This window comes from Paenibacillus sp. FSL M7-1046 (assembly GCF_038007405.1).
Classification (GTDB): Bacteria; Bacillota; Bacilli; order Paenibacillales; family Paenibacillaceae; genus Paenibacillus_AQ.
The window spans coordinates 1,311,855-1,336,051 of sequence record NZ_JBBOXB010000001.1 but is presented as its reverse complement, the minus strand read 5'-3'; the positions used below and the strand labels follow the sequence as shown (position 1 = coordinate 1,336,051).

At 49.7% G+C, this 24,197-nt stretch carries 16 protein-coding genes, 14 tRNA genes and 3 rRNA genes; 29 read left to right on the top strand and 4 right to left on the bottom strand.

Going from position 1 to position 24,197, the window contains the following annotated elements; translation table 11 throughout:
- Positions 1–660: 660 nt before the first annotated feature.
- Entirely contained in the window at positions 661–1,845 is a 1,185-nt protein-coding gene (locus NYE29_RS05685) for a nucleotidyltransferase domain-containing protein (RefSeq protein ID WP_340894777.1), read from the bottom strand.
- 286 nt (positions 1,846–2,131) lie between these two features.
- Complete coding sequence (locus tag NYE29_RS05680; protein WP_340894776.1) at positions 2,132–2,404, bottom strand: hypothetical protein; 273 nt, start codon at positions 2,402–2,404, stop codon at positions 2,132–2,134.
- Positions 2,405–2,891: 487 nt separating this feature from the next.
- On the opposite strand from NYE29_RS05680, the gene NYE29_RS05675 reads away from it, so the two are divergent.
- The 6 genes from NYE29_RS05675 (at position 2,892) to ltrA (NYE29_RS05650) (ending at position 9,869) form a co-directional block, all read left to right on the top strand.
- Complete coding sequence (locus NYE29_RS05675; RefSeq protein WP_340894775.1) at positions 2,892–3,797, top strand: aminoglycoside phosphotransferase family protein; 906 nt, start codon at positions 2,892–2,894, stop codon at positions 3,795–3,797.
- A gap of 158 nt (positions 3,798–3,955) precedes the next feature.
- Positions 3,956–4,396: a HEAT repeat domain-containing protein gene (locus NYE29_RS05670; RefSeq protein ID WP_076114491.1), complete on the top strand. Its 441-nt coding sequence runs from the start codon at positions 3,956–3,958 to the stop codon at positions 4,394–4,396.
- 106 nt (positions 4,397–4,502) lie between these two features.
- Positions 4,503–5,099 (top strand): hypothetical protein, encoded by a 597-nt coding sequence (locus NYE29_RS05665; protein ID WP_340894774.1) that lies wholly within the window; start codon positions 4,503–4,505, stop codon positions 5,097–5,099.
- A 74-nt stretch (positions 5,100–5,173) separates the two neighbouring features.
- On the top strand, positions 5,174–6,067 hold the full coding sequence (locus NYE29_RS05660; protein WP_038586042.1) for a CPBP family intramembrane glutamic endopeptidase: 894 nt from the start codon (positions 5,174–5,176) through the stop codon (positions 6,065–6,067).
- A gap of 502 nt (positions 6,068–6,569) precedes the next feature.
- On the top strand, positions 6,570–7,961 hold the full coding sequence (gene ltrA / locus NYE29_RS05655) for a group II intron reverse transcriptase/maturase (protein WP_340894772.1): 1,392 nt from the start codon (positions 6,570–6,572) through the stop codon (positions 7,959–7,961).
- 585 nt (positions 7,962–8,546) lie between these two features.
- The gene (gene ltrA / locus NYE29_RS05650) at positions 8,547–9,869 is read left to right on the top strand and encodes a group II intron reverse transcriptase/maturase (RefSeq protein WP_340894771.1); all 1,323 of its coding nucleotides are present in this window, start codon (positions 8,547–8,549) and stop codon (positions 9,867–9,869) included.
- A gap of 147 nt (positions 9,870–10,016) precedes the next feature.
- Here ltrA (NYE29_RS05650) and NYE29_RS05645 read toward each other — a convergent pair whose 3' ends face one another.
- Positions 10,017–11,558, bottom strand: coding sequence for an acyl-CoA synthetase (locus tag NYE29_RS05645; protein WP_340899622.1), 1,542 nt, complete (start codon positions 11,556–11,558; stop codon positions 10,017–10,019).
- A gap of 598 nt (positions 11,559–12,156) precedes the next feature.
- Here NYE29_RS05645 and NYE29_RS05640 point away from each other — a divergent pair.
- From NYE29_RS05640 to NYE29_RS05630, 3 genes are all read left to right on the top strand, one after another.
- A complete protein-coding gene (locus NYE29_RS05640; protein WP_340894770.1) occupies positions 12,157–12,954 on the top strand; it encodes a hypothetical protein in 798 nt (265 codons plus the stop codon).
- Positions 12,955–13,011: 57 nt separating this feature from the next.
- Entirely contained in the window at positions 13,012–13,539 is a 528-nt protein-coding gene (locus tag NYE29_RS05635; RefSeq protein ID WP_076114488.1) for a GNAT family N-acetyltransferase, read from the top strand.
- 159 nt (positions 13,540–13,698) lie between these two features.
- Complete coding sequence (locus tag NYE29_RS05630) at positions 13,699–14,394, top strand: hypothetical protein (RefSeq protein ID WP_076114487.1); 696 nt, start codon at positions 13,699–13,701, stop codon at positions 14,392–14,394.
- Positions 14,395–14,487: 93 nt separating this feature from the next.
- Here NYE29_RS05630 and NYE29_RS05625 read toward each other — a convergent pair whose 3' ends face one another.
- Positions 14,488–14,613: a DUF4023 family protein gene (locus NYE29_RS05625; RefSeq protein WP_076114486.1), complete on the bottom strand. Its 126-nt coding sequence runs from the start codon at positions 14,611–14,613 to the stop codon at positions 14,488–14,490.
- Positions 14,614–14,884: 271 nt separating this feature from the next.
- Between NYE29_RS05625 and NYE29_RS05620 the strand changes: the two genes are divergently transcribed.
- From NYE29_RS05620 to NYE29_RS05525, 20 genes are all read left to right on the top strand, one after another.
- A complete protein-coding gene (locus NYE29_RS05620) occupies positions 14,885–15,532 on the top strand; it encodes a TetR/AcrR family transcriptional regulator (RefSeq protein WP_340894768.1) in 648 nt (215 codons plus the stop codon).
- A 13-nt stretch (positions 15,533–15,545) separates the two neighbouring features.
- Complete coding sequence (locus tag NYE29_RS05615; RefSeq protein ID WP_340894767.1) at positions 15,546–16,754, top strand: Acg family FMN-binding oxidoreductase; 1,209 nt, start codon at positions 15,546–15,548, stop codon at positions 16,752–16,754.
- Between the two features lie 310 nt (positions 16,755–17,064).
- Positions 17,065–18,620, top strand: a 16S ribosomal RNA gene (locus NYE29_RS05610).
- A gap of 245 nt (positions 18,621–18,865) precedes the next feature.
- Positions 18,866–21,792: ribosomal RNA gene (locus tag NYE29_RS05605) — 23S ribosomal RNA — on the top strand.
- A 76-nt stretch (positions 21,793–21,868) separates the two neighbouring features.
- A 5S ribosomal RNA gene (gene rrf, locus NYE29_RS05600) occupies positions 21,869–21,985 on the top strand.
- Together the 16S, 23S and 5S rRNA genes with 14 tRNA genes alongside form the textbook arrangement of a ribosomal RNA operon.
- A gap of 57 nt (positions 21,986–22,042) precedes the next feature.
- Positions 22,043–22,119: transfer RNA gene (locus NYE29_RS05595), tRNA-Ile, on the top strand.
- Positions 22,120–22,122: 3 nt separating this feature from the next.
- Positions 22,123–22,198 (top strand) — tRNA-Asn (locus NYE29_RS05590).
- A 4-nt stretch (positions 22,199–22,202) separates the two neighbouring features.
- Positions 22,203–22,295 (top strand) — tRNA-Ser (locus NYE29_RS05585).
- A gap of 18 nt (positions 22,296–22,313) precedes the next feature.
- Positions 22,314–22,385, top strand: a tRNA-Glu gene (locus NYE29_RS05580).
- A gap of 6 nt (positions 22,386–22,391) precedes the next feature.
- Positions 22,392–22,467 (top strand) — tRNA-Val (locus NYE29_RS05575).
- An 83-nt stretch (positions 22,468–22,550) separates the two neighbouring features.
- Positions 22,551–22,627 (top strand) — tRNA-Met (locus NYE29_RS05570).
- Between the two features lie 4 nt (positions 22,628–22,631).
- Positions 22,632–22,709, top strand: a tRNA-Asp gene (locus tag NYE29_RS05565).
- 112 nt (positions 22,710–22,821) lie between these two features.
- Positions 22,822–22,896, top strand: a tRNA-Gln gene (locus tag NYE29_RS05560).
- 9 nt (positions 22,897–22,905) lie between these two features.
- Positions 22,906–22,981 (top strand) — tRNA-Lys (locus NYE29_RS05555).
- Between the two features lie 14 nt (positions 22,982–22,995).
- Positions 22,996–23,079: transfer RNA gene (locus NYE29_RS05550), tRNA-Leu, on the top strand.
- Positions 23,080–23,086: 7 nt separating this feature from the next.
- Positions 23,087–23,161: transfer RNA gene (locus NYE29_RS05545), tRNA-Gly, on the top strand.
- 10 nt (positions 23,162–23,171) lie between these two features.
- Positions 23,172–23,248: transfer RNA gene (locus NYE29_RS05540), tRNA-Arg, on the top strand.
- Between the two features lie 13 nt (positions 23,249–23,261).
- Positions 23,262–23,335 (top strand) — tRNA-Pro (locus tag NYE29_RS05535).
- A gap of 12 nt (positions 23,336–23,347) precedes the next feature.
- Positions 23,348–23,418 (top strand) — tRNA-Gly (locus NYE29_RS05530).
- A 205-nt stretch (positions 23,419–23,623) separates the two neighbouring features.
- Positions 23,624–24,151, top strand: a complete 528-nt coding sequence (locus NYE29_RS05525) for a DUF2569 family protein (RefSeq protein WP_076110433.1) — start codon at positions 23,624–23,626, stop codon at positions 24,149–24,151.
- Positions 24,152–24,197 lie beyond the last annotated feature (46 nt).

Below are 24,197 nucleotides of genomic sequence, written 5' to 3'. Positions count from 1 at the left end.
GCAATACTCCGCTCACTCAAAACTCAGTTCACCCAACGCCTCGCACACCCGATACCCTGCTCACCCATCGCCACACACATACTTCTCTTGTGCCGTCCTCCGATTAAGCACGCGAAATCATCACTCCGCCGCAATCTCAAGGTTAGCTTATATAGATGAAGGTTTGATTTGGACAGCAGCCGAGTTAGATGTAGTTACTGCAGCTATTTGGTGCCGCGGCGGCCGTTTCTAGGAGTTAGATGTAGTCTGTGCAACTAAAAACAGGAATTTGCTCACTTTTAGCTGAATTCCTCAAAATAGATGTAAGGAGTGCAATTATATCCATATCGAACACGAAAAGCTGGATTATAACTGCACGAAATACAACTAACCAAACAAAGGGTGGAACCCGAACTCGCACTCCCACCTGTACTCGCACTCGAACCGCACTATGAACTCGAACCGCACTATGAACTCGAACCGCACTATGAACTCGAATCCGCACTATGAAGTCGAATCCGCACTATGAACTCGAACCCGCACTATGAACCCAAACCCAAACCCAAACCCAAACCCAAACCCAAACCCAAACCCAAACCACAGGCGTGTATCTCCGTCCACGTTGTACAATTGTATTTGGCCCGCCCTGTAGCAGCTGCCTTATCACACTTATGTAAAAAGTTAATTCTCTTTGCCGGTTAGTTTCCGCCAAGTCCATAAGAAGGGGCGTAGGGGGAAATAAAGAAAATGCAGTGGCTTCGGCAGGGGCAGCGTGTTCTTATCCACCGCATAAGGATAAAGGAAGCCCGCTGCATACAGGAACTGATGCCATGGCGTAAGTATCGCCGGCTGATAATATTTGTAATGCCGCTCCACCTCGGGCTCCAGGGGCGGATTGTGCAGGTTAACCATACGTGCCACATAGAAAAGTGCAAGCTGTGCCAACCGGCGAGCCTTCGGTTTGTCCGTCAACCCGGACAGACCAGGAGCACTCGGCGCTTCCAGCAAATCCGCCGCGAGGATCAAGGCTTGTCCGCCAACGCTGTCGTAATTATAACGCCGGAGCAGCCCGGTCAACACGCCGGCGTCAGGCTCTTGCAGAAGCAGCTGTTTGATATCCAGCAGCCATCTCAGCCTCGACCAGCCATGCCTTGCCCCATGCGCAGCCAGAAACAGGAATAAATCCTCCCTGCCCAAGTAATGGACGTTTTGTCCGAGCTGGCTGCTTGTCCGTGCATGTTTCCAAAGCTCATCAAAATCCGGCTCCTTAGAAGGCCCTGGACTTAATCGCCAATGAACCTCAACCTTGATGTTTTTGGCGGGGTGATTGAAGGTGTTGTGATGTTCGCGCCACTTCCAGTCTCCCAATATGCTCTCGAATTCCTCTTCTTTCACGTAACCGAGAGAGACCAGCAATGCTTCTGTCTCAGTCAGCTGTTCCATCGGCACAATAAAATCGAGGTCACGCGAGGTGCGCAGCGAGATATCACCGTATAAATCCTGTGCAAGCACCGGACCCTTCAGAAACAGAGAACGGATATTCAGCCGGGCAAGCGATTCGCCGATATTCCCCATCTCACCGCTGAGCTGAAGCATCTGGACGGTATTTCTACGGTACTCCCATTTCAAACGCTGGGTAACCAACGACGGTACAGATTCACCTTGCATGCGGCTAAGCTTGGGATATAAAAAAGGATAAACGCGGTGATGCAGCGATAGCCGGATCATCAGCTCCCAGTCGATATCCGCGAACCGCTCCGGATTCCGCTCCGCCATATCATCGATGCTGTCAGCTGTAAGCAGTGCAAGAAGAAGTAATACTTCCTTAGATAAGCTCCTTTTATCAAGGGTATACCGGTCAGTCATAGAGACTCTCCTTAGTGGAATGTGAACAGATCCGTTGGCGGATTTGTTCTATTTAAAGAACGCATTGTGAGCGTAACACCGTCATCCGAAATTTGTCAATTTTTATGTGGATGATGTGTATTGTTCTTGCATTGGATATGTCATTAATTAAACATACAATGTGCAATAGAAGCATGTAAGAAACTCTAGGATTGCCCAAATCCGCAATGAAAATTCAAACACTGGAAGCAGTCTGCCGGACGGATTGGCCATTCTTCATCTCGTTGTAGAGCACCCGGATGCCTCTTTATAGATGCCGATTTCCTTCCCGGGAAAAGAGGCCAGTTCTACCGTTTGCCCTAATCCCTTCGATCCATTGTGCGGTATGGTCCACGTTCCAGGCGGCAGCAGCTTCTTCGTGATCTCCAGAGAGATAGCTGATACGGAGCAGGGAGGAACCCGCTTTTCCGGTTTTGCCCAGATGGGTACGTACGGTGTCCACCCTGTTTATCGTTTCAAGAGGGATGGTTAAGCTTTTGGCCGGAAAATACATCTTGAAGATCAGGGAATCTTTGGTCAAGGCCAGCCAGCCGTTTCCGCGGAATTGACCTGGGCCTAGGGAAGAAAGACCATAGAAATTAGCTAAACGCTCAGAAAATATGATCTCACAGGCGCTCATCTGCTTCCGTACCTGTAGGAATCTCAAGACTAGTCCGGCCAATGCAAGGACCGCAATGCAACCTGCTGCAATAACTGCTGGAATGAGTATCACCTTCTCCTATTTCTTATTTCGAACAGATTAGGGCTGAAGTGAATCCGTCTGTGCAAATATTTTACCACTTTCATCCATTACAGGGGAATGAGATCCCCCACTTTTCGAGTGTATAATTCTGATTTGGCCAGTTAATACTGCATTTCCAGTAGCGTCCATTTATGCTAAGATATTTATCCGGTGCCACAAGATGTGGAGAGCGACACTGACGTTGCCCGAACTGAATAAAAAATAGTTATAAGTAGAAGCTTGTTTGGGGAATCTCTGACTTCTAGATCTTAAGGGGGAGAGGGAATTGCATGAGGAACTAAGCGGAATTCACGGGGCGGAATCGTGGACAATCATTGAACCGGTACTTAAGGGCTGGTCGAAGGATAAAAAGTACTATGTTGAGGATGAGGCCGGGCGCAAGCTGCTGCTGAGGATCTCAGGCATTGAAGCCTTCCAGCGGAAGCAGGCAGAGCATCAGGTTGTAAAGCTGTTTAATGAGCTTGATTTCCCGATGTCACGGGTGATTGATTTCGGAATATGCGGCCAAGGCAGGTATACCTATATGCTGCTGACGTGGGTAGAGGGTCGTCCGCTGGAGGACTGTCTGCTTACGCTAACGGCCAAGGAACAGTATGAGCTTGGTGTGGAGGCGGGAAAGATATTGAAGCTGATGCACTCCATCCCGAATTGCAATGACCTTCCTCAATGGGAAGTACAGATGCAGGCGAAGATTCTGGCCCGGATCAAAGAATACGAAGACTGCCCGTATCATTTGGAGGGCGATGAGCAAGCTATTGCTTATGTAAAAGAAAATATCGGGCTTATCGATAATGTGAAAAAGGTCTACCAGCACGGGGACTTTCACATGGGCAATCTCATCTACACTCCTGAAGGCGGGATTGGAGTAATTGACTTTAACCGCTGGGATAACGGAGATTATGTTGAAGAGTTCTATAAGCTGCAGTTTTTTGACAGAGACCGGAGCGTTCCGTTTGCCGTAGGCAAGCTTGAAGGATATTTCGAAGGAACGCCTCCAGAGGAATTTTGGAACAGGCAGGCACTGTACGTGGCCTACAGCTCGCTTTTTTCGATTAAGTGGTCGATCCCCTTTGGGGCAGCCGACATTGAATGCATGATGACACGCGGCAGAATGGCACTGGAGGATTATGATTATTTCAGTAGAGTCATTCCGCGCTGGTATCAGGCATAAGGCACATCGAAGATGCCCGCAATCTGTAGAAGTCGAAGGCGATTCTGCAGGATTTTTTTTACGGCGTATTAATGTTTGGCCAAAAGATTGAAATCAAGGAGTGCAGTACGGTAGAATTGCACTATCAGCAGATTTAACCAAGAAGGGGATTGTATCGTTTGAATAATGAAGAAGTGAACCAAGAGCTGCCCGAGAATTACGAGGAGCTGAAGAAAGCCGCCGGCCGTTCGGCGGATTGGAGAGCGCGTCTTGCTGCAGTGGAAGAGCTGGGACAGACGAAGCACAAACAAATTATCGATATTCTGAATCGCCTGATGATTAGCGATCCTGTATATACCGTTCAAGAAGCTGCGTATGAGAAGCTGAAAGCCTTCGGCGAAGATGTGAAGGTGCCGTCGAAGAATAAGGCAGAGCTGTTCAGAGGCGTATCCAAGATTGCGCTGCGCATCAAGAAGAGTCTCCCTAAAGACCATTCGTATGAAGAGTTCAAGGAAAAGCTGAAGAAGATGAGAATCGACGTCTACGATGCTTACGAAGGTGAGAAGGGCGAGGGTTTTGATCAATGGCTGGAGAAGTTGTGGATTTCAGCGACGAAATAGTTAGCAGTAATATAGCGGGGAGCCAAGGACTGGACAAGCCCTTGGCTCTTTCGTTTTTGTTCCAGCAGCAATCTTTTCCTATATCAATTACACAAAGGATGACAACATGAACACAAACCCATCAACCGAACCGCTCTTTGAGCAATTTCAGGAATTTCTTAAGCTCTCCGGGGAATTACGCCCCAATTATATTGCCAGCCTGGGAAGCCGTCCGGAAGACGGTAACTCTTCAATCAGCAGCATCGTACCCGAAGTGCCGGAGCTTCTAGAAGTAATCTACAGCACGGTTTCCGGTACCGGCAGCGATGAGGAAGAACCGAGCCTGATTGAGTTCATACCGGGATACAGGCTGATTCATATCAAGGAATATAAGCAGGAAATGCAGGTGCTGGCAGGCATTCTGGAGGAGAAGGGCCACCGGACAGACGGAGTGATTCTTCCGATCTTGACCAATTACGGCAGCGACTTTATTTGCTACTACCGTTCCACTGACGGAACAGAGCGGATTTGCGACCTGCTGCATGACTACGGCGACCTGGTTGTGATGTATGATTCACCGCAGAAATTTCTGGAGACGTTATGCGAATTCTATAAGCAGGAAGTTTATTTTTTAGATGAGGAAGGTTATCTCGACTGCGATTTAGTCAAAGAAGGCGAGGTAGGTTCAGCCCTCAATCCGGCTGCGGAATATTGGGCGGAATAATCCAAATCTGTTGCAGGTTTTCTTTCTTTTTTACCGTCTAATGGACAGACTGGTAAAGGGAAGGTGCAGGTTAGATGCATAATCTATTTAGAAATAAAAACCGCCAAATCAGAGCAGGATGGGAGATACTGCTGCTGACAGCGGCAATATTTGCTATTACAATGATTGTCTCATTTGGGGTCTCGCTGCGGGTGGATTCCCGGCAATGGTTCGACCAGGACGGCTGGGTGCGGATATTCAAATCAAATGGTCTTTATATGTTGATCACCGTATGGTTTACGGTACGTGTCCTGCATAAACTTCCCTTAATCTCTATTGGACTCCCGCGGCCTGACGGAGCCAGATTCATTCAAGGATTTATTAGCGGAATGCTACTCTTGACATGTATTTCTCTGCTGCTGTGGGGGTTCGGCTCAGCAACCTTTCAGGGGGAGTGGGCCAACCCTCAATTTATGCGGCTAGATATGGTTGATCTGGTCATCACCGCAGTCATAGCTGGAATCTGCGAAGAAATTCTGTTCAGAGGATTTATTCAGCATCTGCTGGCTAGTCGCGTGGGCCTTTATTGGGCCGTAGCCATCACCTCAGTACTGTTCTCACTGGCGCATATGGCCAATCCGGGCTACAACGGGATATGCTTTCTTAATATTGTGTTGATAGCCCTTATCTTCTCAACGATGGTCATCCGGACAGGAAACTTATATTTTGCGATAGCCCTGCACATCTCGTGGAATCTGTTTCAAGGGTATGTACTGGGCATCGCAGTCAGCGGAAATACACCACATGGGTTGTATTCGCTGAAATTAACGGGTGCCGATTGGATGACCGGAGGAGATTTTGGAGTAGAGGGAAGTCTTGTAACAACGCTTGTGCTTGGGTTGGTTTTTGTTTTTATGCTATTGGCTGTCAAACGCGGAGCGGGGATGAGGAATACGATGGGCAAGGGCTTCGGTTCAGTTAATCGTTGATGTTGCTGCTGCGTTAAGCAGTCCGAATGATAAAATAGATACTGTACCTGCAACAAAGAGCAGCCCGGATCCGGGCTGCTCTTTGTTAGGTTGTACGCCCAGCATGGGCGTCATCTCTAGGGTGAAAGTCCCGAACGGGGGCTGGCAAGCGCCTACCGTTAGCCAAGAGCAAGGGTGTCCACCGTGAGGCGGAATCTGAAGGAAGCTGGAGGCAAAAGCACGGCCTGAGGTACACGAATCCAATTTGAGGCGGTTGCAGCCGGATGAGTCACCCACTCATGACGAAATCCTAAGCTGCCAAAGACTGCAGCCGTAAACTTGGGCAGGCGCGGGCGGAAAGATGACGTTCTTATCTGGGGAGACCTGCCGGATACGCAAGAAAAAAAACTTGTAACCGTAGCCGAGAGGCTGCGCTGAACCGGCAGGAGTCAGCAGAGGCCATAGTACGTAAGCTGTTGCAACAGCTTACGGAAGGGCTGAACCGAAAGGAGAGAGGAAAACGATGCGTTCGTATGAAGAGCAACGACAGCAGAATATCTCGCAAGAGAGCTTGCGGCAAAGAGAAGTGGTGAAGCCGCCAGGGTATGCCGGAGCGCCGAGCTCTTCGTCGGCACAAGTCGCCCCTTCCTCTCGCGAAGACCAGAACAACTTGCTGGAGCGAATGCTCGAAGGAGATAACCTTCGGCTCGCGTACAAGCGAGTGGTGCAAAACGGAGGAGCACCTGGTGTGGAAAGTGTAACGGTAGCGAATCTACAAGTTTACCTGAATACGCACTGGGAAACGGTGAAAACTGAACTCCTGGCGGGAACTTATAGACCTGCGCCAGTCAAACGGGTGGAAATCCCCAAACCCGGAGGTGGCGTACGGCTGCTAGGCATCCCGACCGTGATGGACCGTTTTCTCCAGCAAGCACTTCTACAAGTCATGACTCCGATCTTTGACGCACGGTTCTCTTGGTACAGCTACGGCTTTCGGCCGGGGAAGAGTGCGCATGACGCAGTTAAACAAGCCCAAAGGTATATTCAAAGTGGCCTGAGATGGGTCGTGGACTTGGATTTGGAGAAATTCTTTGACCAGGTGAATCACGACATGCTAATGGCAAGAGTTGCGCGGAAAGTAACGGACAAACGTGTGCTGACACTAATGCGTACCTACTTAAACGCCGGAGTCATGGTGGATGGAAAGCTTAAGCGCAGCCGGGAGGGAACGCCACAAGGCGGTCCGCTCAGTCCGCTTCTAGCAAACATTCTACTGGACGATCTGGATAAGGAACTGACCGGGCGAGGGTTGCGATTCGTACGCTATGCGGACGACTGCAACATCTTTGTGGCGAGTAAGCGAGCAGGCGAACGGGTCATGGAATCGGTTAGCCGATTTGTAGAAGGAAAGTTAAAACTGAAAGTGAACCGGGAGAAAAGTGCGGTAGCCAGACCTTGGCATCGGAAGTTCTTAGGATTCAGTTTCCTAAGCCAGAAACAGGCAACGATTCGACTAGCCCCAAAGACTCTTTCAACAGTTAAAGAAAGAGTTCGCGAGCTAACCAAACGAACATGGTCCATTTCAATGGAAGAACGGATTAGCCGACTGAACCGGTATTTGATGGGGTGGATCGGCTATTTCCATCTAGCGTCAGCTAAGAAACACTTCCAAACGCTGGACCAGTGGATTCGGAGAAGACTCCGAATGTGTCTATGGAAGCAATGGAAACGAGTACGCACACGAATCCGCGAACTCCGGGCGCTTGGGGTTCCAGAGTGGGTCTGTTTTATGATGGCTAACTCGAGACGAGGCGCATGGGAAATGTCCCGGAACACGAATAACGCCCTTCCGACTTCCTATTGGGAAGCGAAAGGGCTGAAAAGTTTGCTTTCACGTTATCTGGAACTTTGTTAACCTTTTGGAACCGCCGTATGCGGACCCGCATGTACGGTGGTGTGAGAGTTGCGCCTTGCAAGTTCAAGAAACACGTATCGCCTGAAATGGTGATCAGGACAAAGCCTAGCCAGCAGTCCTGTACCGAGTCTTGCGTGGTGCATGGTAACATGTACGGCGAAGCGTAGACAGGGAGACAGTAGGCCGGAATCAAGTGAAGAGGATAATTAGCCCCGAAATCAAACGTGGTTGAAGCAGCCGATCCTATTTCTCTGTGGAGAAGGCAGAACCGGCATCATCGATAGGGCAAGAGGGTGACCGGGGCTTCCGGGGTTCGTACCTACAGCATGCTGTCCAAGGGTTTCTTGGGAACAAGGGAGATCCGGCAGTTCCAATTTTTTTTTTTTTTGGTAGAGCCGAACAAGCCTACAAAGCAAGGGAGGCTCAAAGACTTGCCGGAAGTCTTACTGACGGATAGTACTCCGAGGCAGGGAGAGCCTGCTACATGGGGAAGCGGTCAGCAGAAATGGAATCTTTCTAAGGCAACATGGGCTCCATACAACGGGAGGACACAGGCCTTCATACAACGGAAGGAAGAACCTAGCCATGACAACAGGATTGGAAAGAATAGCAGCAAAAGCACGAGAAGATACGAAACTTCAGTTCACTTCGCTTACCCACCACATCTCTAAAGAACGGCTACAAGACTGTCTGCAGCATATTCCCAGACGAACGGCTCCCGGTGTGGATGGGGTTACCCGAGACGAGGCTGTGAAAAGCTTCGAGGTGTGGGCAGAAGAAATGCTCACGTCCATACACCGGAAAGGCTACCAACCGCCAGCCGTAAGAAGAGTCTGGATACCGAAGCCTGGAAAGAAGGAGAAACGTCCGTTAGGTGTCCCGGCCGTGGCAGACCGAGCTTTACAACGGTGCACAGCAGAGATACTAACCGCTATCTATGAGCAAGATTTTCTAAATTGTTCATTTGGAGGCAGACCGGGCAGAGGGCAGCACAACGCGTTAGCAACACTGAATGAGATCATAGCCGGAGAAAAGGTGGGTTGGGTATTCGAAGCCGATTTAAAGAATTTCTTCGGCAGCCTGGATCATGAGTGGATGATGAAATTTGTGGAACATCGCATGGGTGATCCGCGAATCCTCCGGCTGATCCAGCGCTGGCTCAAAGTTGGCGTATTGGAAGACGGGAAAGTCCACGCCAGTGAAGAAGGTACGCCGCAGGGCGGCTCCATTAGTGTGCTTTTAAGCAATGTGTACCTGCACTATGTGCTGGACTTATGGTTTGAGAAGGCAGTTAAGCCGCGGCTTAGAGGCGAAGCCTATCTAATTCGGTATATCGACGACTTTATCGTATGTTTTCAATACCGAAGCGACGCCATCCGTTTTCAGGAAGCGCTGGTAAATCGGCTTCATAAGTTCAAGCTGGAGTTGGAACCGAGCAAAACCAGATTAATCGAGTTTGGGAGATTTGCGAGCAAACATAGCCAAAGAAAAGGGAAGAAGAAGCCGGATACGCTCTACTTTCTAGGGTTTACGCATTACTGTACGCGAAACCGGCAAGGGAATTTCATGGTGGGCAGAAAGACAGAGAAGAAGCGACTGAAGCGAAGTATGGGAAACGTGCAGGAAACCATGAGAAGAATGCAGCATGAACCGCTGGAGGTACAGGCAAAGAAGATTAACCAAATGTTGCAAGGACATTACGCTTACTATGGAATGGCAGGCAACATGAGGTGTCTGAGTAAAGTGTACGCCACAGCCGTCACCTATTGGCGGAAGGTACTCAGTAGACGAAGCCGGAAGAGCTACGTGACTTGGGAGGAATACCAGCGACTACGTTCATTGTTTCCACTGATGCGACCGAAAATCTTCATCCCATATCAACGGTTGAAGACATACGCGATGCTGTAAAACCAGTTCTGAAGAGCCCGGTGCGGGAAATCCGCACGCCGGGTTCTGTGGGGGTTCGGGTCACCAGTTGGGTGGCCCTTCTACCCGGAGACGGGGGTTTACCGCCCCCTCCTACTCGATTACACACTGATACGATACTTAAATCCATTACCCCTGCACGGACCGCTTCTCCTGCTCCCGCAGCTCAATTCTCCGTATTTTGCCGGAAGTAGTCTTCGGAAGATCTGTGATGAATTCAATTTTGCGCGGATATTTATAAGGGGCTGTCATTTCCTTGACATGACTCTGCAATTCCTTAATCAGCTCCGGTGTGCCTGCGCTGTTGTCCTTTAGCACGACAAAGGCTTTTACGATCGAGCCGCGGATCTCGTCAGGGCTGGCCACAACTGCGCATTCTTTAACCATGGCATGCTTCATCAGGGCTTCTTCTACTTCAAAAGGACCGATGGTATAGCCTGAGCTGATGATGATATCGTCTCCCCGGCCTTCAAACCAGAAATAGCCATCCTCATCTTTGCGCGCCCGGTCTCCGGTGACAAAATACTCCCCGTGGGAGCAATTCGCCTTGCGTTCAGGGTCTTTGTAATAGTTCTTGAACAGGGCAGGCATGCTCAAATGCACGGCGATATCGCCGACAACACCCGCAGAAACCGGCTGCCCTTCCTCGTCAATCACCTCGACAATGCCCGGCGCGATGGACTGGCCCATGGACCCGACACGGATAGGCTGATCCTTCAGCGCAGCGATGATCAGCGTGCTTTCCGTCTGGCCGTAGCCGTCGCGGATGGTAATGTCGAAATGCTGTTGGAAGGTCCGTATGACCTCCTCGTTCAGAGGTTCGCCGGCGGATACGGCACAGCGCAGTTTGGACAGGTCATACTGCGGCAGTCCTTCCGTCTTGGCCATTAAGCGGTATTCCGTCGGGGTGCAGCATAATACCTGAATAGCTTGATCCTGAAGCAACTGCAGATACCGGTCCGGATGGAATGGACCATTGTAGACAAAACCAGTGGCACCATTGCCGAGCACAGTTAAGAACGGACTCCAGATCCATTTTTGCCAGCCCGGTGCTGCAGTTGCCCAGACGGTATCTGATTCGCGGATGTCCAGCCATAGGGATGAGGTGATCCGCAGGTGTGCATATCCCCAGCCATGTGTATGAACTACGGCTTTAGGGTTGCCGGTAGTGCCGGAGGTATAAGCAAGGATGGCAATATCGTCGCGGCGGCTGGCTACGGCCGGGAAAGCATCCGGCTTGTCCGCCATAAGGCTCTCCAAACTGATCCAGCCTTCACCAAGCTCATCTTCATTTCCGGATACGGAGAGACGGTAGTCCAAGGCCGGCAGATCTTCGGCGATTTTGTTAACTTCTGCGGTAACGTCAGACCAGACGATTACAGCTCTCGCTTCCGAATGGCGCAGGCGGTAGGATAAATCCTTTGCCCGGAGCATCTCGGAGGAAGGGATAACGGCGAGTCCGAGCTTAAGGCAGGCGAGATAGATTGCGTAGGCAATAATGCGGCGCGGAACCATGACCAGCACGCGGTCACCTTGTTGAAGTCCGAGTTCTTTAAGGCCGCCGGCAAGCCGGTTAGCTTGTCCTAGCAGCTCCCCGTAGGTAATTTCCTCGTAAGCACCATCCTCATGCAACCATTTAAGCGCAATCTTATCGGAAGGATGTTGTTCCATTTCCGAAGTCAGATTGTAGAATTCCGGTGCGATCCAATGCTGATTGTCCAAATGAACCTCTCCTATATAAACATAATGGTATATCCATACTCTATAGTATAGCACTTTACTTAGTACCAGATGCTAATTAGAGGTAATGAGAAGGAGGCTAAGAGAAGGTTCTGTGACTATTTTGTTATAATGCCTATAAAAAGGATGACGGCGTAAGAGAAACGATCATAGAATTTAATGTTTGTGTATAGTACCTTGGGGCAGGGTGAGCAGGATTATGATTCGCTTGGGGCCAGCAGAATATGCTCGGCATTTGCGCAGGCTTGAGAGTTATTCGCAGATTCGTGCTTTGGTTATCCCCTCCTGAGCGAAGCGGAAGCCTGGATTTAGGTGTAACGCCATCCGCAGTTGCATTACAAAGACATCTGTGAGGGGGGAAATGTAATTTATAGTCATATTTTGAGAAAAATTATCAAAATTGAGACCATTCAACCTTTGGAAGACTTATAATATATAGATTAAAGAACTTCACGAAAGATAAGGAGACTCCAGCATGCTTTTTAAACCGATCCCTGTTATAACGGGATTCTTAACAATGTCCTGCTTAATGTCAGCCTGCAGTAGCCGGCCTGCGGCTGCCGGTAATCTTTCAGCGGATTCTTCGTCCATTCCGTCACCTATCGTTTCCCGGGTGGCCCAAGCTAATCCTGCCGCTACCGTCATACCGGCTGTTCCTGGACCGTCTAACTCAGCGGCGGTATCAGACGCACTCTCTATTAAATTAAATGGAACGACTTATTTCTTCCCAGGCCACAATGTTGCGACGAAGCGTTATAATTTTGCGGCGGCAACCTCAAGCGGGATCGTCTGGTCACCGGCTCCCCCAATGGAGGGGGAAGGTACTGATCCGGCAGGTGTTCCGCTGGAGCCTTTCACCATTTATCTTAGCGATCCGGCGGATATCGAGCTGAATGCTGCGAAGGCCCGTAAGCTTTGGACGCTGGCATTGCCTGAGGCTTCCGATGAATATACAAAGCTCAATAGTCTGCAGGGTGTAGGTGAATATGTAGTCTACCATACGTACACCATGTTCCGGGGAGGCGCACAGGCGTTGAGGAACCAGGCTTGGGCGCTGAAAACCGGCGATCCGGCAGATAATATTGAAATTCTCTCCTTTCGTGCCGCAGGCGGTTACTTCTATAGTTGGGGAATCGAGGAACAGGACAAGCTATATGTATCGGTGAGCCAGTGTCCTGATGGCGATGGCAGCTATGAATATGAGGTATATGTATATTCCTTTGAACAGGAACGGAAGATGCAAATGAAACAGTTTACGTTAGATAAAGATATGATTAAGTTTCAATATAATGGCAGGTCATATTCCGTCAAGCTGCAGCAGGTCTGAACCTCCTGTACAGCAGTCTAAACGATACACACTTTACCAGAAAGCAGGCAGTTGATTATGGGCCCTACAACCTTTGATGAGATATTTGGTATTATGAAATCTTCTTTTCCAGTGAGTGAGATCAGAACCTACAGCGGGCAGCGATCTTTGCTGCATAACCCTAACTACCGCCTGTTCACTGAGCAGGACACCAAGGGGAGGACGCTCGCCTTTTTGGCGGCGTGGGAGTTTCCGGCTCTGCGTTTTGTCGAGCATATAGCAGTAGATCCCGGCATCAGGGGAGGAGGACTCGGCAAAAAGCTGATGCTCAATTATATCGGCCGTTCGGACGTTCCTATTCTGCTGGAGGTAGAGCCGCCAAGCGGGGAACTGGAGCGGCGGAGAATCGGGTTTTATGAGCGGCTTGGCTTTCACCTCAATGCCTATGAGTATAACCAGCCCCCGCTCCGTACAGGACAGGCTGATCTGCCGCTGCGTATTATGACGTATCCCCGCCCGATAAACCAGGAGGAATTCCATCAGTACAGGGAAATCCTGTACACTGAGGTGTATAAAGTTACAGCACCAGGCAGTCGTCCATACTGATTCTTCCCATAAACAGCCCGCGCTATCGCTAGGATAGGCGGGCAGTTCTGTTTGGAAATCCTTCTTTACAATCCGGATACAAGTTAGAAACAAGTTCATGATTAAATTGAACTATAGCAAAGAACATAACAAACCAACTCGCAAGGGAGACGATATTCAATGAAAAGCAAAAAAATGATCATAGCAACGATGGTATTCGGTATGGCGGTTACGGGCTCGGCAGGTGTGTACGCAGGAACAAATCTGCAAAAGATTAGTGCTTATCTGAACCATAGCATTGGCTTCCAAGTAAACGGAGCGGCTTATACGCCGGTAGACGGTAATGGCAAAACACTGGCTCCTATTACTTATAATAATACGACTTACTTGCCTGTACGTGCGATGGCGGATGTGCTGAAGGTGCCGGTGGCCTTCGACGCCTCATCCAACCAGGTGATCATAGGTACCAATAACAGCTCATCTGTTACGTTGGCCGCCGTTTCATACAGCGCTGCACAAAAACAGGAGATCACCAAGGCATTTGCAAACTTCCAGGGTTTTGAGACTGCTTATGCTCCACTCAAAATGACCAGCGGTGATGCTCTCCAGAAAATTGGCGGCGGCGAGGATGGGGTAAGCTTTCTATTCAAACATATGAGAGTAGTTGTTTCTCCCCGCGATTACTCTGATTCCTATGATGGAACTACAGTGAAGCTGTCGAATGGAACGGAAGGCAAATGGTACACACCTAGTGATCTTGCGATGATGACCTTCAAAGTAGCAGACCGCTATGTCACCATCAGCTCCCCGGATAAATCGTTGAGTAAAGCACAGTTGGAGAATGTAGCCGTAAACGTGGCGAAACTTAGCAAGTAAGCGCCAGACCTTTGGACGTAGGACCACTAAAGGCACTCGGCAAAAAAAAGAGGATGTCTGTCAAAGCCACTCGCTTTGTAGACATCCTCTTGTCTATTTATTCGTACTATGTTGTATATTGGGCAGCTTCGATTCGGGTGACCCTTTCCCCCGGCGTTTGTTTTTCTCCGCTTTCCGCTGATTCTCCTGAAACTTCTCCACAAATTCGTGAGTATTCATGCTGAACCTCCTAAAAGTATTGTGAGCATCCGCTTCTCGGGTCCACTTCGTACATAACTCGCTTCGGAAGCATAGGCCTTAACCAAACTGCTGTTTGTTACTGTAACCATATAGGCATCAAATCATTCACGTTGAGCGGTAAGTGTCTGTTAAACATGCAGTTGGTCTTTTCTGGAGCAATCCAATGGTTGACAAAACATTTAAAATGGAGCAAAGTAAACTGATAGTTTACTTAACAACACTGTAGTGTAATGTGGAGGCGGCAAAACCATTGGGAATCGATCAACGCAGGGAGAAGGAAAAACAGATCCGCCGAAATGACATCCTGGAAGCGGCGGAGCATGTCTTTTTTGCCAAAGGATACAATCAGGCGACCATGGACGATGTGGCTAAAGCGGCTGAGTTCAGCAAAAGAACCGTATACGTGTATTTCAACAGCAAGGAGCAAATCTATTTTGAAATTATGATTCGGGGCTATAGGCTGATGATCGGTTTGCTGAAGCAGAGGATCCAGAATGCAGGCGCAGTTACAGCTATAGAGAGTCTGAGGCAAATGGGAGATGTTTTTTACAGCTTCAGCAGGCAGCATCCGGAATACTTCAAGGCCATTATTGAATATGAGACCGCAGAGATCGATTTTGAGAGTGGGGTGACGGACGAGGCGAGGGATGAATGTTATGCCCTGGGTGAAGAAATGACGGAATATTTGGTTGGACTTTTGCGTCAGGGGATGGATGAGGGGGAGATCCGCAAGGACCTGGATGTGGTAAAAACAGCGCTTGTACTTTGGTCTTGTGTAATTGGTGTACTGAATACTGCGCATAAGAAGGAAAAATACATCCGCCACATGCATTCTACAACACCGGATGAGCTGGTTTCGGCAGCATTTACTCTCATGCTTGAGTCTATACGTCACTAAAGGGGGAGAGAACGTGAAAGGGATAAGGTGGAGAAGACGGGTGATTCTCATTCTTTCAGCGATTGTCGTTTTGATTGTCATAACTTTTGCTTCATTAATGTTCATCAGTGGAGTCTTCCGGGAGCAGAAGTATCTGCAGCCTTGGAAGCCAAGCTACTCTGCTGCAATCACGGACCCTAGGGTGCAATTGGCGGCGCATGGGCTTTTGGCTGCCAGCAGCCACAACATGCAGCCTTGGAAGATCAAATTGGACAGCAGCAATCCGCTGAAGTTTGCTCTGTATGCGGATAGTGAACGTTTATCGCCTGCAGTTGATCCATATGCGCGGCAGTTCATGGTTTCGCAGGGAACTTTTTTAGAATATGTCAGGGTTGCCGGAGAAGAACTGGGTTATGAGACAGCGATTGAGCTGTTTCCTGAAGGTGACTATGATGAGAAGAGACTTGTGCAGAGTATGCGTACCAAACCTGTAGCGGTCATCACTCTCACCAGAATGAACTCCGTGAGCCATCCGCTCTACCCGTATTTATTCCTTTCGGACACCAACAGAGGGGCTTACCGATCGGATGCACTGCGTCCCGAGCTGGTGGATGAGCTGCAGGGTCTTCAAGATAATGAAAATATTTCCATAAAAATTGTTCAAGATACAGATAATAAGAAACGGCTTGCAACATACATAACAGAAGCATCTATTGTTGAGGCTGGCGTCGAGCCGGTCATGGAAGAGTCTGCAAGGATATTCCGATCTAATGAAAAAGAGAAGAATAAATATCGTTATGGCTTCTCCGTAGAGGGGCAGGGAACGGATGGGCTTATGCGTCATATGCTGCAAGGTCTGGTTACACTGTTTCCTTCACTGAACAAGGGAGAGGCTGCTTCCAAGCAGTTCATCACATCGACTGAAACTTCCGTAAACAACACGCCTGCCTTTGCCATGATTCGTTCTGCCGACAACAGCCGTTTGAGCCAGGTCCGCAGCGGAATGTTATACAGCAGGCTGGTGCTGTCCGCTCACCGTTTGGGCCTTGCCATACAGCCCTTAAGCCAGGCGTTGGAGGAATATCCCGAAATGAGCCGGCTATACAGCGATATTCACCGCAGTTATGCAGCGGATGGAGAGACCATTCAAATGCTCGTGCGTATCGGTACTCCAGTAAAGGGAGCGCCTTTAAGTCTAAGAAGAGATGTGCACGAATTGCTAATCAGCGAATCTTCAGAATAATAAAGCTGAAAAGGGGTAATATAAATAAAGTGTTGCAATGTTCTCGAATACATGATATATTCTATTTCTGGCCGCGAAACATCAACGCCGGGCTCGAAAAAGAAGTTGAAAAAAAGAGCTTGCATTGATCGGTTGGATGTGATATATTATAAGAGTTGCTGGTGACGAGATAATCGACACTGACAACGAGCTTGATCTTTGAAAACTGAACAACGAGTGAGTATGGAAATCACGCAAGTGAGATCCAAAATTAGAGAATGTAAATTCTCGTCAGATGTTTCAAAATGAGCAATCGCTCTTTCTAAATACCAATTTGGAGAGTTTGATCCTGGCTCAGGACGAACGCTGGCGGCGTGCCTAATACATGCAAGTCGAGCGGAGTTATGAAGGAGCTTGCTCCGGATTAACTTAGCGGCGGACGGGTGAGTAACACGTAGGCAACCTACCTCTTTGACTGGGATAACTACCGGAAACGGTAGCTAATACCGGATAATTCCTTTGTTCACATGGACGAAGGATGAAAGGCGGAGCAATCTGCTACAAGGAGATGGGCCTGCGGCGCATTAGCTAGTTGGTGGGGTAACGGCTCACCAAGGCGACGATGCGTAGCCGACCTGAGAGGGTGAACGGCCACACTGGGACTGAGACACGGCCCAGACTCCTACGGGAGGCAGCAGTAGGGAATCTTCCGCAATGGGCGAAAGCCTGACGGAGCAACGCCGCGTGAGTGATGAAGGTTTTCGGATCGTAAAGCTCTGTTGCCAGGGAAGAACGTCCGGTAGAGTAACTGCTACCGGAGTGACGGTACCTGAGAAGAAAGCCCCGGCTAACTACGTGCCAGCAGCCGCGGTAATACGTAGGGGGCAAGCGTTGTCCGGAATTATTGGGCGTAAAGCGCGCGCAGGCGGCTATTTAAGTCTGGTGTTTAAACCTTGGGCTCAACCTGAGGTCGCACTGGAAACTGGGTGGCTTGAGTACAGAAGAGGAAAGTGGAATTCCACGTGTAGCGGTGAAATGCGTAGATATGTGGAGGAACACCAGTGGCGAAGGCGACTTTCTGGGCTGTAACTGACGCTGAGGCGCGAAAGCGTGGGGAGCAAACAGGATTAGATACCCTGGTAGTCCACGCCGTAAACGATGAGTGCTAGGTGTTAGGGGTTTCGATACCCTTGGTGCCGAAGTTAACACAGTAAGCACTCCGCCTGGGGAGTACGGTCGCAAGACTGAAACTCAAAGGAATTGACGGGGACCCGCACAAGCAGTGGAGTATGTGGTTTAATTCGAAGCAACGCGAAGAACCTTACCAGGTCTTGACATCCCTCTGAATCCATTAGAGATAGTGGCGGCCTTCGGGACAGAGGAGACAGGTGGTGCATGGTTGTCGTCAGCTCGTGTCGTGAGATGTTGGGTTAAGTCCCGCAACGAGCGCAACCCTTGACTTTAGTTGCCAGCAGGTAGTGCTGGGCACTCTAGAGTGACTGCCGGTGACAAACCGGAGGAAGGTGGGGATGACGTCAAATCATCATGCCCCTTATGACCTGGGCTACACACGTACTACAATGGCCGGTACAACGGGAAGCGAAGCCGCGAGGTGGAGCCAATCCCAGCAAAGCCGGTCTCAGTTCGGATTGCAGGCTGCAACTCGCCTGCATGAAGTCGGAATTGCTAGTAATCGCGGATCAGCATGCCGCGGTGAATACGTTCCCGGGTCTTGTACACACCGCCCGTCACACCACGAGAGTTTACAACACCCGAAGTCGGTGGGGTAACCCGCAAGGGAGCCAGCCGCCGAAGGTGGGGTAGATGATTGGGGTGAAGTCGTAACAAGGTAGCCGTATCGGAAGGTGCGGCTGGATCACCTCCTTTCTATGGAGAATCGTCACCTGCAACGGTGACATTCAAATCGGAAGCTTAGCTTCCAAAACTCAGGTTTAGGCCTGTTACTCACTCGTTGGTCAGTTTTGAGAGTTTAAGCTCTCAGTAATACCTTGATCCTTGAAAACTGGATACCGAAACGAATTTGCGTTTTAGAACATTCCTTTAAGCTGAACTTGTGTAAACAAGTTTATATTATAGCGATGCTAGCGATTTTCCTTCTGGAAAAACGCATTGGTTAAGCTAATAAGAGCACACGGAGGATGCCTAGGCGCCAGGAGCCGACGAAGGACGTGGCGAACAACGAAACTGCCTCGGGGAGCTGTAAGCAAGCTTTGATCCGGGGGTGTCCGAATGGGGAAACCCAGCTGTGGTAATTCGCAGTTACTTCTCTCTGAATACATAGGGGAGATAGAGGCAGACCAGGGGAACTGAAACATCTAAGTACCCTGAGGAAGAGAAAACAATAGTGATTCCGTCAGTAGCGGCGAGCGAACGCGGAACAGCCTAAACCAAGGGGCTTGCCCCTTGGGGTTGTGGGACGTCTCACATGGAGTTACAAAGGAATATGGTAGGCGAAGAGGTCTGGAAAGGCCCGCGATAGAGGTAAAAGCCCTGTAGCCTAAACTGTGTTCTCTCCGAGACGGATCCCGAGTAGTGCGGGGCACGTGAAACCCCGTATGAATCCAGCAGGACCATCTGCTAAGGCTAAATACTACCTGGCGACCGATAGTGAAACAGTACCGTGAGGGAAAGGTGAAAAGCACCCCGGAAGGGGAGTGAAATAGAACCTGAAACCGTGTGCTTACAAAAAGTCAGAGCCCTATTCATGGGTGATGGCGTGCCTTTTGTAGAATGAACCGGCGAGTTACGTTTAACATGCAAGGTTAAGGTGAGAAGCCGGAGCCGCAGCGAAAGCGAGTCTGAATAGGGCGATTTAGTATGTGGACGTAGACCCGAAACCGTGTGATCTACCCCTGTCCAGGGTGAAGGTGCGGTAACACGCACTGGAGGCCCGAACCCACGTATGTTGAAAAATGCGGGGATGAGGTGGGGGTAGCGGAGAAATTCCAATCGAACTCGGAGATAGCTGGTTCTCCCCGAAATAGCTTTAGGGCTAGCCTCGGTGAATGGAGTGGTGGAGGTAGAGCACTGATTGGGTGCGGGGCCCGCAAGGGTTACCAAGCTCAGTCAAACTCCGAATGCCATTAACTTCTTGCCGGGAGTCAGACAGTGAGTGCTAAGATCCATTGTCAAAAGGGAAACAGCCCAGACCATCAGCTAAGGTCCCCAAGTGTGTGTTAAGTGGGAAAGGATGTGGAGTTGCACAGACAACCAGGATGTTGGCTTAGAAGCAGCCACCATTGAAAGAGTGCGTAATAGCTCACTGGTCGAGTGACTCTGCGCCGAAAATGTAACGGGGCTAAACACACCACCGAAGCTATGGCTAGATACTATGTATCTGGGGTAGGGGAGCGTTGTATGCAGGTTGAAGGTGTACCGTAAGGAGCGCTGGACAGCATACAAGTGAGAATGCCGGTATGAGTAACGAAAAGATCAGTGAGAATCTGATCCGCCGAAAGCCCAAGGTTTCCTGAGGAAGGCTCGTCCGCTCAGGGTAAGTCGGGACCTAAGGCGAGGCCGAAAGGCGTAGTCGAAGGACAACAGTTTGAAATTACTGTACCACCGTAATCCGCTATGAGCGATGGGGTGACGCAGGAGGGTAGTGACGCGGACTGATGGATGTCCGTCTAAGCAGTGAGGCTGGTGTGTAGGCAAATCCGCACACCATTAAGGCTGGGCTGTGATGGGGAGCGAAAATTATAGTAGCGAAGGTCATGATCTCACACTGCCAAGAAAAGCCTCTAGCCAGGAGAAGGTGCCCGTACCGCAAACCGACACAGGTAGGCGAGAAGAGAATTCTAAGGCGCGCGGAAGAACTCTCGTTAAGGAACTCGGCAAAATGACCCCGTAACTTCGGGAGAAGGGGTGCCTCGGTAGGGTGAATAGCCCGAGGGGGCCGCAGTGAAAAGGCCCAAGCGACTGTTTAGCAAAAACACAGGTCTGTGCGAAGCCGCAAGGCGAAGTATACGGGCTGACGCCTGCCCGGTGCTGGAAGGTTAAGGGGAGCGGTTAGGAGCAATCCGAAGCTGTGAACCGAAGCCCCAGTAAACGGCGGCCGTAACTATAACGGTCCTAAGGTAGCGAAATTCCTTGTCAGGTAAATTCTGACCCGCACGAATGGCGTAACGACTTGGGCGCTGTCTCAACGAGAGATCCGGTGAAATTTTAATACCTGTGAAGATGCAGGTTACCCGCGACAAGACGGAAAGACCCCATGGAGCTTTACTGCAGCTTGATATTGAATTTGGGTACGATCTGTACAGGATAGGTGGGAGCCGTAGAGGCAGGAGCGCAAGCTTCTGCGGAGGCGCCGTTGGGATACCACCCTGATCGTATCTAGGTTCTAACCTGGTACCCTAAACGGGTACGGGGACCGTGTCAGGCGGGCAGTTTGACTGGGGCGGTCGCCTCCTAAAGAGTAACGGAGGCGTTCAAAGGTTCCCTCAGAATGGTTGGAAATCATTCGAAGAGTGCAAAGGCATAAGGGAGCTTGACTGCGAGACCAACAAGTCGAGCAGGGACGAAAGTCGGACTTAGTGATCCGGTGGTACCGCATGGAAGGGCCATCGCTCAACGGATAAAAGCTACCCTGGGGATAACAGGCTTATCTCCCCCAAGAGTCCACATCGACGGGGAGGTTTGGCACCTCGATGTCGGCTCATCGCATCCTGGGGCTGAAGTAGGTCCCAAGGGTTGGGCTGTTCGCCCATTAAAGCGGTACGCGAGCTGGGTTCAGAACGTCGTGAGACAGTTCGGTCCCTATCTGTCGTGGGCGCAGGAAATTTGAGAGGAGCTGTCCTTAGTACGAGAGGACCGGGATGGACGTACCGCTGGTGCATCAGTTGTTCCGCCAGGAGCATGGCTGAGTAGCTACGTACGGACGGGATAAGCGCTGAAAGCATCTAAGCGTGAAGCCCCCCTCAAGATGAGATTTCCCAATTAGTAAGACCCCTTGAAGACGACGAGGTAGATAGGTTGGAGGTGGAAGTGCAGCAATGCATGGAGCTGACCAATACTAATCGGTCGAGGGCTTATCCAACAGTAAGACGCAGATTCGTTTCGGATTCAGTTTTCAGGAATTAAGGTTCCTGAAGCATTTACGCTGTAAATGCCCGTTTGGTGGCGATAGCGGAGGGGTTCCACGCGTACCCATCCCGAACACGACCGTTAAGCCCTCCAGCGCCGATGGTACTTGGACCGAAGGGTCCTGGGAGAGTAGGACGCCGCCAAGCGGACAACCACACACACTGTGGTATTTTTTTTGCCCTTAATATTTGTATACGGTAGAAGGGCCTTTAGCTCAGCTGGTTAGAGCGCACCCCTGATAAGGGTGAGGTCGGTGGTTCGAGTCCACTAAGGCCCACCATTTTCCCTGATAGCTCAGTTGGTAGAGCACTCGACTGTTAATCGAGTTGTCACAGGTTCGAGTCCTGTTCGGGGAGCCATTATGGAGAGGTGTCCGAGTTTGGCCGAAGGAGCACGATTGGAAATCGTGTAGGCGCCACAAGCGTCTCGAGGGTTCGAATCCCTCTCTCTCCGCCACAAATTTTCAACAAGCATGGCCCGTTGGTCAAGGGGTTAAGACACCTCCCTTTCACGGAGGTAACATGGGTTCGAATCCCATACGGGTCATATCATGGAGGCTTAGCTCAGCTGGGAGAGCATCTGCCTTACAAGCAGAGGGTCGGGGGTTCGATCCCCTCAGCCTCCACCATAACATTTCCCTAAGAAGCAGAAGCTTCGCAATGGATTCCAGGTGTTTTTCTGGGACCGCAAGGGAACAATAACTTTTACTGACGCGGGGTGGAGCAGCCCGGTAGCTCGTCGGGCTCATAACCCGAAGGCCGCAGGTTCAAATCCTGCCCCCGCAACCAATTTGGAACCGTGGTGTAGTTGGCCTAACATGCCTGCCTGTCACGCAGGAGATCGCGGGTTCGAATCCCGTCGGTTCCGCCATTAGTATGGCATCAGGGATCAGAAGTATAAGCTTCGCAAGAATTACTTTGCAATCTCGCAACGAAGTGCAGAGTATCCGCCCTGTTCCGTGTTTTTAGCTAATTATAAATATTGGGGATTAGCCAAGCGGTAAGGCAACGGACTTTGACTCCGTCATGCATAGGTTCAAATCCTATATCCCCAGCCATTTTCATGAGAGCCATTAGCTCAGTTGGTAGAGCACCTGACTTTTAATCAGGGTGTCGAAGGTTCGAGTCCTTCATGGCTCACCATTTCTTTAAAGTGTGCGCGTGTGGCGGAATGGCAGACGCACCAGACTTAGGATCTGGCGTTTTACGACGTGGGGGTTCAAGTCCCTTCACGCGCACCATGTTTTTGCGGACGTGGCTCAGCGGTAGAGCATCGCCTTGCCAAGGCGAGGGTCGCGGGTTCGATTCCCGTCGTCCGCTCCATATAGATTTTGCGCCCTTAGCTCAGCTGGATAGAGCGTTTGACTACGAATCAAAAGGCCGGGAGTTCGAATCTCTCAGGGCGCGCCATTTTTAATACCAACGGGATGTAGCTCAGCTTGGTAGAGCACCTGGTTTGGGACCAGGGGGTCGCATGTTCAAATCGTGTCATCCCGATTGTACACCTATGCGGGTGTAGTTCAATGGTAGAACTTCAGCCTTCCAAGCTGATAGCGTGGGTTCGATTCCCATCACCCGCTTAACAGAATAACCACAAAAAAAGCCTGCGATATGCAAGGCTTTTTTTGTGCTGTGTGCTCAAGAGTCATGCAGCAGCTACAGTCTAGTGAAATTAGGAAAGTTGGAGTGGGACAATACTATACATAATAAGTTCCAATAAACCGATTATAAGTTATAATTGCCCATTTTTACATGGGATAGTAATAAAGTTGAAGGGACGAAGTAATGGTGGATTCGAAATTCAATTTAGATGCATTATCGGGCAGTTCTATTTCAAACGATACAGAGATACATAAAGCGTATGGGCACCAAGGTTTTGGGGGCTGGCTCATTTTTTTTCAAATCAGCATTTGGCTGGGATTCATGATAGTGATAATTAAATTTTCAAAGGATTTAGTTTTGGATGAATTTTCATCAATAATGAAAGTAACAGAGAAAAGCTGGGAGTTATCGCCAGAATATGTTTTTTCGCATTGGCTTGCATATTTGCAAAATCCTTTTGACATTGTGATGCTGCTCGTCATAATAATTCTGTTCTATTTTAAGAAGAAACAGACCATTCATTGGGTTAGAGGATACCTGATCGTAATATCACTGATTTCGATTGCAAATTGTTGGCTAAGTTATTATTCGGGTAATTATTATAGAGGTGAACCTTTAATTATGGTGACGATCGTTTCTGTAATAAAAAATCTAATCTGGACTGCTTACTTTACTTTATCTGAAAGAGTTGAGAATACATTTGATCAATAGCTAATCGTAAAGGGAAAGTAAACTAATTAATAGCAGCTTGACGAAC

What these genes read in the sequence shown, in the direction of transcription:
- NYE29_RS05685 (WP_340894777.1), bottom strand. Translation starts at nt 1,845, where the DNA reads ATGACTGACCGGTATACCCTTGATAAAAGGAGCTTATCTAAGGAAGTA.
- NYE29_RS05665 (WP_340894774.1), top strand. Translation starts at nt 4,503, where the DNA reads ATGAACACAAACCCATCAACCGAACCGCTCTTTGAGCAATTTCAGGAA.
- NYE29_RS05660 (WP_038586042.1), top strand. Translation starts at nt 5,174, where the DNA reads ATGCATAATCTATTTAGAAATAAAAACCGCCAAATCAGAGCAGGATGG.
- ltrA (WP_340894772.1), top strand. Translation starts at nt 6,570, where the DNA reads ATGCGTTCGTATGAAGAGCAACGACAGCAGAATATCTCGCAAGAGAGC.
- ltrA (WP_340894771.1), top strand. Translation starts at nt 8,547, where the DNA reads ATGACAACAGGATTGGAAAGAATAGCAGCAAAAGCACGAGAAGATACG.
- NYE29_RS05645 (WP_340899622.1), bottom strand. Translation starts at nt 11,558, where the DNA reads ATGGAACAACATCCTTCCGATAAGATTGCGCTTAAATGGTTGCATGAG.
- NYE29_RS05640 (WP_340894770.1), top strand. Translation starts at nt 12,157, where the DNA reads ATGTCAGCCTGCAGTAGCCGGCCTGCGGCTGCCGGTAATCTTTCAGCG.
- NYE29_RS05635 (WP_076114488.1), top strand. Translation starts at nt 13,012, where the DNA reads ATGGGCCCTACAACCTTTGATGAGATATTTGGTATTATGAAATCTTCT.
- NYE29_RS05630 (WP_076114487.1), top strand. Translation starts at nt 13,699, where the DNA reads ATGAAAAGCAAAAAAATGATCATAGCAACGATGGTATTCGGTATGGCG.
- NYE29_RS05625 (WP_076114486.1), bottom strand. Translation starts at nt 14,613, where the DNA reads ATGAATACTCACGAATTTGTGGAGAAGTTTCAGGAGAATCAGCGGAAA.
- NYE29_RS05525 (WP_076110433.1), top strand. Translation starts at nt 23,624, where the DNA reads ATGGTGGATTCGAAATTCAATTTAGATGCATTATCGGGCAGTTCTATT.